General features: G+C 69.4%; 8 protein-coding genes and 1 tRNA gene. All 9 read right to left on the minus strand.

The genetic code is table 11. The features are described from left to right. A partial coding sequence (locus P2P98_RS11720) for a LemA family protein (protein ID WP_275800001.1) occupies nt 1-558 on the minus strand: 558 nt, incomplete at its 3' end. Nucleotides 559-663: 105 nt separating this feature from the next. After that, nucleotides 664-736 (minus strand) — tRNA-Leu (locus tag P2P98_RS11725). A 541-nt stretch (nt 737-1277) separates the two neighbouring features. Continuing rightward, the gene (locus tag P2P98_RS11730) at nt 1278-2675 is read right to left on the minus strand and encodes an FAD-dependent oxidoreductase (RefSeq protein ID WP_275800003.1); all 1398 of its coding nucleotides are present in this window, start codon (nt 2673-2675) and stop codon (nt 1278-1280) included. Then, entirely contained in the window at nt 2672-3973 is a 1302-nt protein-coding gene (locus P2P98_RS11735) for a S8 family serine peptidase (RefSeq protein WP_275800005.1), read from the minus strand. The genes P2P98_RS11730 and P2P98_RS11735 overlap by 4 nt, the downstream gene beginning before the upstream one ends. After that, entirely contained in the window at nt 3970-4488 is a 519-nt protein-coding gene (locus P2P98_RS11740) for a DUF501 domain-containing protein (protein ID WP_275800007.1), read from the minus strand. The genes P2P98_RS11735 and P2P98_RS11740 overlap by 4 nt, the downstream gene beginning before the upstream one ends. 259 nt (nt 4489-4747) lie before the next feature. Beyond that, entirely contained in the window at nt 4748-5416 is a 669-nt protein-coding gene (locus P2P98_RS11745) for a septum formation initiator family protein (RefSeq protein WP_275800008.1), read from the minus strand. A 183-nt stretch (nt 5417-5599) separates the two neighbouring features. Further along, nucleotides 5600-6880: a phosphopyruvate hydratase gene (gene eno, locus P2P98_RS11750; protein WP_058597836.1), complete on the minus strand. Its 1281-nt coding sequence runs from the start codon at nt 6878-6880 to the stop codon at nt 5600-5602. A gap of 266 nt (nt 6881-7146) precedes the next feature. After that, on the minus strand, nt 7147-7812 hold the full coding sequence (locus P2P98_RS11755) for an O-methyltransferase (protein ID WP_275800010.1): 666 nt from the start codon (nt 7810-7812) through the stop codon (nt 7147-7149). A 31-nt stretch (nt 7813-7843) separates the two neighbouring features. Then, on the minus strand, nt 7844-8735 hold an 892-nt coding region (locus tag P2P98_RS11760), incomplete at its 5' end, for a cytochrome c oxidase assembly protein (RefSeq protein ID WP_275800011.1).

Genomic DNA, 8735 nt, shown 5'->3' on the forward strand with positions numbered 1-8735 from the left:
GCGAGGTGGTTCGGCGATGGCCGCGCCGTCGACGACCTCGAAGAACTCCCGCTCGCTGAAGCCGAGCTGCCGGGCGAACAGGTTGTTCGGGAAGACCTTGATCTTCGTGTTGAGCTCGCGGACGCCACCGTTGTAGAAGCGACGCGAGGCCTGGATCTTGTCTTCGGTGTCGACGATCGAGTGCTGCAGCTGCAGGAAGTTCTGGCTCGCCTGAAGCTGCGGGTATGCCTCGGCGACGGCGAACAATGATTTCAGGGCCTGTTGCATGTGTCCCTCGGCGACGCCGGCGGCCGCGGGGCTCTCGGCCGAGAGCGTCTCGGCACGAGCGCGCGTGACGTTCTCGAACACGGCCTTCTCGTGGGCCGCGTACCCCTTCACCGTCTCGATGAGATTCGGGAGCAGGTCGGCGCGGCGCTTGAGCTGGACCGTGATGTCACTCCACGCCTCGTCGACGCGCACGTTCAGCGCGACGAGCGAGTTGTAGGTGGCCCACAGGTAGATGCCGGCGATCACCACGATGCCGACGATCACCAAGACCGGTACGAGCCACTCCCACATAAGTCCCCACACTCCGTTCGGAAGATTGCCCTTCAGTGTAACTGTGGCCCGGGGCGGGGAACCGGGGGGTGGCGGGGACTCTCAGCGGATGTGGATCAGGGCCAGTACCCCCGGTGGGACTCGAACCCACACTGAAGCGATTTTAAGTCGCCTGCCTCTGCCATTGGGCTACGGGGGCCCGAGGCTCAACCGTATCGCGGGTAGCTCCGGGTACCGGTAAGAGGAACGCCCCAGGGCTCGGGCATACGCGCGGCGGGCCGTCAGGCGGACATCGGTCGCGACACGCCGCCAGCGGGCGTGCCGGGGCGGCGCGTCGGCCATGAACTCCGCACGACGGCACCGGATGCCACCGCGCCGAGGTCGCGGCATCCGGAACCACTCGAGCCCCCACGGCACCGCTGTACCGTCCGGCGGAGTCCGCACCCGACACGCCGCCATACGACGGCGCCGAGCGGCGGGTCGACCATCAACTCCGCACGACGGCACCCGATGCCACCGCACCGGTGCCGCGGCATCCGGAACCACCCAGACCCCCACGGCACCGCCGTACCGTCCGGCGGAGTCCGCACCCGACACGCCGCCACACGACGACCCGGACAGCGAGTCGATCATCAACTCCGCACGACGGCACCCGATGCCGTGGCGTCGGCGCCGTGGCATCCGGGAACGACGAGACCCCCGCACCCAGAGAGGGCACGGGGGTCTCGGAACGCGGAAGCTTACTTCGCCGCGACGGGCTCGGGCTTCTTCTCGGCCGTGGGCGCCTCGGCGGCGGGAGCCGCGGGACGCGGGCGAGCCGCGAACTCCTCAAAGGTCGCGCGCGGGTTCTGCACGGCCTCGAGGTTGACGATCTCGCGACCGTGGACGAAGTTCTGCACCCAGTCGCCGATCACGCGGAACTTGCGCTCCCACGTCGGCATGGCCAGGCCGTGGTAACCACGGTGGGCGAGCCAGGCGATGAAGCCGGTCAGAGCGATCTTGCCCGACTGGAAGGCACCGTTGTAGAGACCGAGACCGGCGACGGCACCGAGGTTCTTGTGGAAGTACTGCTTGGGCTCCTCGCCGCGCAGCACCGCCACGATGTTCTTCGCCATGAGCTTGCCCTGGCGGACGGCGTGCTGAGCGTTCGGCACGCAGAAGCCACCGACGCCGCCGCCCGAGAGGTCGGGAACGGCCGAAACGTCACCAGCGGCCCAGGCCCCCTCGACGAACTCTTCGTCAGTGCCGACGCGCAGGTCGGGGCGGGTGCGGATGCGACCGCGCTCCTCGACGGGGAGGTCGCTGCCACGAACGACGGTGGGGTTCGCCATGACACCGGCCGTCCAGATGATGAGGTCGCTCGGCAGCTGCTCGCCCGTGGAGAGCTCGATGATGCCGTCGACGGCACCCTTGACCTGCGTGTCGAGGTGCACGAAGGCACCCTTCTTCGCGAGGTCGGCGAGCACCCACTCGCTCGTCTTCTGCGACACCTCGGGCATGATGCGGCCCATGGCCTCGATGAGGTGGAAGTGCGTGTCGTCGAACGACAGCTGGGGGTAGGACTTCAGCAGCGACGACGCGTAGGCACGCAGCTCGGCGAAGACCTCGATACCGGCGAAGCCACCGCCGACGACCACGACGGTCAGCAGACGGTCACGCTCGGGGCCGGCGGGGAGCACCGACGCCTTGTCGAAGTTCGAGGTCAGGCGGTCGCGGATCGCGACGGCTTCTTCGATCGTCTTGAGGCCGATCGCGTTCTCGGCGATGCCGGGGATCGGGAACGTGCGCGAGACGGCACCGGCGGTCACGACGATCTGGTCGTACTCGTGCTGCCAGGTCTCGTCGCCCGCGATGGGGGTGATCGTCGCGGTCTTGGTCGCGTGGTTGATGCCCGTGACCTTGCCCGCGATGACCGTGGTGCGCTTGAGGTGGCGACGGAGGCCGACGACGACGTGGCGCGGCTCGATCTCACCGGCCGCGACCTCGGGGAGGAACGGCTGGTAGGTCATGTAGGGCAGCGGGTCGACGATGGTGACCTCGGCCTCGCCGCGGCTGAGCAGCTTCTCGAGCTTCCACGCGGTGTAGAAACCCGCGTAGCCTCCGCCGACAATGAGGATCCTGGGCACGGTGCTGGTCACGATGGGAGAGACTCCTGGTTTGTGGTGCGGCTCGGCTCGCGATGAATGCGCGCCTTTCGAATTCGCCGGGCAGCAGCACTGACGCCGAGCGCAATCATTATAGCGGCGAGCGTGGCACCCGCGAGCGGCAGCGACCCGTACAGCACGGTATCGCGCGACGGGAGCAGAGGCGAACTCGCCGAGGGCGGCCCCTCGATCGGCGGGAGCGGCGGGATCGAGACGGGCGCCGACGTGGGCGTCGGACTCGGCTCGCTGTCGGCGCGGCGGTAGACGCGGATCCAGTCCTCGAGACTGCCGAGCGGGTTCTCCGACACCGAGTCGACGTCCGCCGTGACGGCACGGGATGCGTCGACGAGACCGTAGCCGTAAAGGAGGTCGAGTCCGGGCGAGGTGCCCGGAGCCGGTTTCGCGGTGGAGATGAGACGGTTCAGGACGTTGTTGGCATCCATTCCCGGATGCGCGGCACGCACGAGAGCGGCGATGCCCGCCACGATCGGCGCTGCGCCGCTCGTGCCGTTCCATTGCGCGAGCGTTCCGTCGGCCGACACGCCCAGGAGGCGCTCGCTCGGAGCCGAGATGCCGATCGTGATGCCCTGGGTGGACGCGTCGCTGCTCGCGCGTCCGGACGGGTCGACGCCACCCACGGCGAGCACCCCGGGGATGGTCGCGGGGGCGCCCACGCGGTCGGTGCCGCTTCCCCGGTTGCCGGCGGCGACGACGACGACCACGTCATGGTCGAACGCGTACATGAAGGCGTCGTCCCAGCTGGGATCCCAGTCGAGCGTGTTCGTCGTGAGCGACAGGTTGATGACGGTCGCTCCATTGTCGACGGCCCACCGCATGGCCTTCGCGATCTGTTCGGTGAAGGGAACGGATGCCGAGGCCCCGAACCCGATCGAGATCGACAGCAGCTCCGCCTCGGGGGCGACACCGATCATCCCGCGGCCGTTCCCGGTTCCCCGAGAAGCCGCGAGAGAGGCGACCCAGCTGCCGTGGTTCGAGTCCACCGCGCCGACCGGAGAGCGGCCATCGGACGAGCCGGCCCCCGACACGTCGGTTCCGCCGGCGACGGCACCGTTGAACTCGGTCGGCCCGCGTCCGATTCCCGTGTCGATGATGGCGATCGTCTGCCCCGCACCGCGGGTGGTCTTCCACGCATCCCGGATGCCGTACTGATCGAGCCAGTACTCCGAGGCGCGGACGCTGTCGGTGGGGTCTTCGGGCACGGGAGCGGTCGTCGCCCCGCTGAGCATCACCGCGAGGACGAGGGATGCCGCCGCGGCGACGACGCGTCTCATCCTCCGGCTCCGGGTGTCTCGCAGACGCACCGCTCGGGAGACCAGGTGCCGCGGGCGAGAGCGCGGTCGCCGATCGGGTTGACGCCGGGACCGGCGGCGAGGGAATGGCCGGCCAGAGCGTGCAGACACTTGACGCGCGTCGGCATCCCGCCGGCGGAGATCCCCGCGATCTCGTCGGGCTCGCCGTACGCCGCTCGGTCGCGCAGATACGCCTCGTGCGCGGCGAGGTACGCGGTGCGCAGGTCGTCGTCCTCGGCGAGCTCGTCCTGGAACTCCTTCATGACGTGCCCGGCCTCGAGTACCGACATCGCGGCCGTCGCAGCGGGATGCGTCAGGTAGTAGAACGTGGGGAACGGGCTGCCGTCGTCGAGCCGGGGAGATGTCGCGACCACCGTGGGGTTGCCGCAGACACAGCGCGCCGCAATGCCGACGACGCCACGCGGCACACGGCCGAGCTGCGTCTGCAGAACGGCGAGGTCGGCGTCGGAGGCGGGGGGAAGCTGCGGAGAAGTCATCGCTTCCAGGGTACCCGGCGGTGTTGCCGGCCTGCGGGAGAGCGATGCGGGCGGTGGTTCGGCGCGGTCGAGGCGGCGCGGGCAGCGGTGCGGCCCGCCCGCGCACTCCATAAACGCCATTCGCTCACAGAAACACGCTGCGCTCGCGTTTATGTGAGCAAAGAGCGTTTATGCGTGACGACGTCACCCGCACGGGCGAACACTCGACAGGGCGGAGCGCCGCGTCCGAACGTCACGCCGCGGCCGGGGAAGGCCCCGCTCAGGGCGCGGGCGTCGAGGCGGGGGCAGGCGTCGGGTCGGGAACACCGACGGTCGGGACGACCACCTGAGCGGCGCCCGCGGACGTGAGCGACCGCATGAACTGCGACATCCAGTCGGTACGGGTCTGCCCGACGTCCTCGCTCACGTCGGGCTGCTCCTGCAGAGCGGTCGAGGCGGGTAGGTCGTCGTCGATGAGGTACACGACCTCGCCGGGCATCGTGTAGTACAACCGCTCGCGCGCTTGGGTCGTGATGTAGGCCGGGTCCGACCACCGTTCGCGTTGGGCCTGAAGGTCGGCGACCTGGGACTGGCTCAGAGCCACCGCGCTCTTCAGCGCCTGGATCTGCTGACGCTGATCCATGTACGTCCCGACCGTCGGGACGAGCACGAAGGTTCCGAGAACCACGAGGCCGAGCATGATGACGACGAAACCCGACACGCGGATGCCGCCGAGCCAGCCCCGCACGTCGACCCGGCGCTGCGCGGCGACCGGACGCTTCGGCGAAGCGGGCTGCGGTTTTGCGACGGGGGCTTTGGTCCGAGCGGTCTTCGCGGCGGGCGTCTTCGCGCCCTTGGGCTTCGCACCCCTGCCCGAAGCCGCCTTGCCCTTCGCACCCGAAGGACCTTCGGATGCCGAGCCCCGGGGAGGCAGCGTCGGTCGGTCCACGGCATCCCCTCTCGTCCTCGCCCGCGTGTTCCTTGAACGGGCCGAGCCGAGTCTACGTCGCCCGTTCGCAGCGCCCCGGGGACGCGCCGCGGACGGTCGAGGGTCTCAGCGAACACGCGAGAATCCCGGAAACGACGAAGGAGGGGGAGCCTCGCGGCGCCCCCTCCTCGCGATGTCAGACGCTCAGCCCTTGAAGCGGGGGAACGCCGAGCGGCCGGCGAAGACGGCGGCGTCGCCGAGGTCTTCCTCGATGCGGAGCAGCTGGTTGTACTTCGCGACGCGCTCGCTGCGCGCGGGAGCGCCGGTCTTGATCTGGCCGGCGTTCACGGCGACGGCGAGGTCGGCGATCGTGGTGTCCTCGGTCTCACCCGAGCGGTGCGACAGCATCGAGGTGTAGCCGGAACGGGTCGCCAGGGCGATGGCATCCAGGGTCTCGGACAGCGTGCCGATCTGGTTGACCTTCACCAGGAGCGAGTTCGCGACGCCCAGGTCGATGCCCTGCTTCAGTCGCTTGGGGTTGGTGACGAAGAGGTCGTCGCCGACGAGCTGGACCTTGGAGCCGATGGCATCCGTCAGCTTCTTCCAGCCGTCCCAGTCGTCTTCGGCGAGCGCGTCTTCGATCGTGACGATCGGGAAGTTCGCGACGAGGTCGGCGAAGTAGTCGACCAGGGTGTCGACGCTCCACTCCTTGCCCTCGACGGTGTAGACGCCGTCCTTGTAGAACTCGGTGGCAGCGACGTCGAGGCCGACCGCGATGTCCTTGCCGGGGGTGAAGCCGGCCTTCTCGATCGCGCGGATGAGGAAGTCGAGACCCTCGCGGTTGCTGGGCAGGTCGGGGGCGAAGCCACCCTCGTCGCCGAGGCCGGTGTTGTAGCCGGCGGACTTCAGCTCGCCCTTGAGGACGTGGTAGACCTCGGTGCCCCAGCGGAGGGACTCGCCGTAGGTGTCGGCACCGATGGGCGCGAGGAAGAACTCCTGGAAGTCGATGCCGTTGTCGGCGTGCTCGCCGCCGTTGATGACGTTGAACAGCGGCACGGGCAGCAGGTGCGCGTTCGGGCCGCCGAGGTAGCGGAACAGGGGGAGGTCGGCGCTGTCGGCGGCGGCCTTGGCGACGGCGAGCGAGACGCCCAGGATGGCGTTGGCGCCGGTGCGCGACTTGTTCTCGGTGCCGTCGGTCTCGATGAGGATCTCGTCGATGATGCGCTGCTCGCTGGCCTCGACGCCCTCGATGGCCGGGCCGAGCTCGTCGACGACCGCGGCGACGGCCTTGAGCACGCCCTTGCCGCCGTAACGGCTCTTGTCGCCGTCGCGCAGCTCGTAGGCCTCGAACGCGCCGGTGGACGCGCCGGAGGGGACGGCCGCACGCTGGACGATGCCGTCGTCGAGGAGCACCTCCACCTCGACGGTCGGGTTGCCGCGCGAATCCAGGATCTCGCGCGCGTTGACAGCCTCGATAAGTGCCACGAAGGACTCCTCGTTGGTTCTTGGGTGGAAGAGGGCGGAGCGTCGTCGGTCCGCAGTCGAGTCTAGTGATGTCGTTCGGCGGGCGTGCGGTCGGGTCGTGCACGAGGTGGCTGAGCCTGTCGAAGCCACCGGTGAGCGCGTGCGCCCGGTCCCTTCGACAGGCTCAGGGACCTCACCGCGCGCAGGAACCTCACCGCCGGCAGGGACCTCACCGCGCGCAGGAACCTCCCCGCGCGAAGGGACCTCCCCTGCGTTCAGGGACCTCCTCAGACTGAGGGGTCCACCACGATCGCCACCGCCACCCCGTCCCAGCCCTTGCGGTCGAGCGTCTGCAGGGCGGTGGCGTCGAACCGCGGATCCTGCCCCAGCATCAGCAGGCCCGCGCGGGCGCCCTGCACCTTGGAATCGGGGGTGTCCGCGTCGGCCACCTCTCCCCCGCGCACGACGTTGTCGAGCACGACGACGGTGCCGGGGCGCCCGAGCCGCGCCGCCCAGTCGAGGTAGACGGTGTTCGACTCCTTGTCGGCGTCGATGAAGACGAGGTCGAAGGGCTCCTCGCCCTCCAGGGTGGGGAGGACGTCGGCCCCGCGACCGACGCGCACCTCGACCCGGTCGGAGACCCCGGCGCGATGGAGGTTCGCGCGCGCGATCTCCGCGTTGGCGGGCTCGGCCTCGATCGTGACGACGCGTCCTCCCGCCCCGACCGCCCGGGCGAACCAGATGCTCGAGTAGCCGCCGAGCGTGCCGACCTCCAGCACCCGCCGCGCGCCCGCAATGCGGGTCAGCAGGTGAAGGAACTTGGCGTTGACGGGAGCGACCTCGATCGACGGAAGGCCACCGTCGTGCTGCGTCTGGAGCACGGCATCCAGAACGGGGTCGTCACCGACCAGGGTGTCGGTCAGGAACGCGTCGACGTCTTCGTGGGTGGGCACTCCCCCAGCCTGTCGGCGAGGAGAGCGCGGGTCAACGCTCGCCGCGCAGGTGAGCGCGGGTCATCTCGTCGTACTCCTCGTCGGAGAGGTCGTCGAAGCTCTTCGCCTCGACGCGGTCGCTGCGCATCCACCGGATCATGAGGATCACGAGGATCGGGACGTCGGCGAACTCGGCGATGAACCAGATCCAGTCGCCGGCCAGGTGCTGATCGTGCAGCGTCGACGGCCACCACGACACCGCGCGCGTGGCATCCGGGATCAGATCCAGCACATTGTCGTTGAGCCGCATGAGCAAGCCCGGAACCGAGTCGATCAGCAGCTCGACGAACGCGAGCAGGAACTCGATCGCGATGAAGGTTCCCGTGTGCACAGCGCCCAGGGCCATCATCGGCAGCACCATGGCGAGCCCGACGAGGGGCACGACGATGCCGAGGGAGGCCTCGACCACGGGATTGACGCGCAGGATGCCGGCCACGGGCGTGAGGAAGAGGCAGAACACCGCCGCGATGACGACGGTGGCGACCATCGCGTTGCCGAAGATGCGGGTGACCCGGGAGGCGAGAACACGCTCGCGGAGGGCGGAAGGGACGAGGTCGAGAGGACGACCGGCGGCGATCCCCGCGGGCACGGCGAAGATCAGCAGCGCGATGCGCGTGGAGAACGCCCAGCGCAGGTCCGCGGAGTACACGCCGAGGAAGCCGAGCTCGATGACGGCGTAAGGAAGCAACCCGAGCGCGAAGAAGCCGATCGTACGGCGGACCGGCCACGGCTCGCCCCGGCGACGCACGCGGCGGACGCCGAGGAGATAGGCGACGGATGCCACGAAGAGCACGCCGAGCGTGATCGGATCGGCGCGCCAGGTGCTGAGGAAGACATCGATGGGAGGCGTGGGGAAAAAGTAGGGCCGCGACCTATGGATCGGC

It is taken from the genome of Microbacterium sp. Kw_RZR3 (assembly GCF_029222405.1).
Classification (GTDB): Bacteria; Actinomycetota; Actinomycetes; order Actinomycetales; family Microbacteriaceae; genus Microbacterium.

Bases quoted from the DNA above. Each gene is read 5' to 3' on its own strand.
- P2P98_RS11735 (WP_275800005.1), bottom strand. From the start codon at position 3,973: ATGAGACGCGTCGTCGCCGCGGCGGCATCCCTCGTCCTCGCGGTGATG.
- P2P98_RS11740 (WP_275800007.1), bottom strand. From the start codon at position 4,488: ATGACTTCTCCGCAGCTTCCCCCCGCCTCCGACGCCGACCTCGCCGTT.